General features: G+C 69.5%; 1 protein-coding gene. It reads left to right on the forward strand.

The genetic code is table 11. The features are described from left to right. Positions 1 to 19: 19 nt before the first annotated feature. The coding region (locus ABD089_RS13635) for a CapA family protein (RefSeq protein ID WP_343887013.1) at positions 20 to 793 on the forward strand (774 nt) is incomplete at its 3' end.

A 793-nucleotide genomic window follows, 5' to 3' on the forward strand; every position in this document is an offset into this window, starting at 1 on the left:
CGCGATGCGCGCCTGATCGATGCAGTGGGACAACGCCCCCGTCTACCGCCGACGCCGCCGGCTCGTCGGCGGCCTGGCTGCGCTCACGACCGTCGGTTTGGTGTGGTCGGGCGTCGAACTCACCGGGGCGTTGTCCGGGAACGATCATGCGGACGGGTCCGCGGACGAGGTGGCCGCCGCCCCAGCCGCACAGGGCTCCGCGTCCGTCGATCCGACGCCGGTCAACCACGTCCGCACCGGCAAGGCGTCCACGATCACGATCGCCTTCGGCGGCGACACACTCGCCCACGGTGAGGCGAAGCGCGTCCTGGAGGATGGACTGGGCAGCATCGGCACGACGCTGGCGGCGGCCGACCTGGCGATGGTGAACCTGGAGACCGCAGTGGCCACCGACCAGTCCGGCCTGATGCCACAGCCCAAGCCGTACACCTTCATCACCGGGCCCAAGATCCTCACCGTGCTGAAGGATGCTGGCGTCGACGTCGTCACCGCTGCCAACAACCACGCCATGGACTTCGGCACCGAGGGCATGAACCGGATGCTCGAGGTGAAGGCCTCCTCCCCGATCCCGATCGTCGGCATCGGCAAGGACGACACGGAGGCCTGGGCGCCGTGGACCACCGAGGTGAAGGGACGCAAGGTGGTGATCTTCGGTGCGACGGACGTCCTGGAGAGCACCCTCGACTGGAAGGCGGGCCCGGGCAAGCCGGGCGTCGCGAAGGTCAAGGACGACGACGGCTACGCGAAACTTCTGGACGCCGTGAGAGCCGCGCGCACCGCCAGCCCGGACGAC

The sequence above is a fragment of the Luteococcus sanguinis genome (assembly GCF_039527675.1).
Classification (GTDB): domain Bacteria; phylum Actinomycetota; class Actinomycetes; order Propionibacteriales; family Propionibacteriaceae; genus Luteococcus; species Luteococcus sanguinis.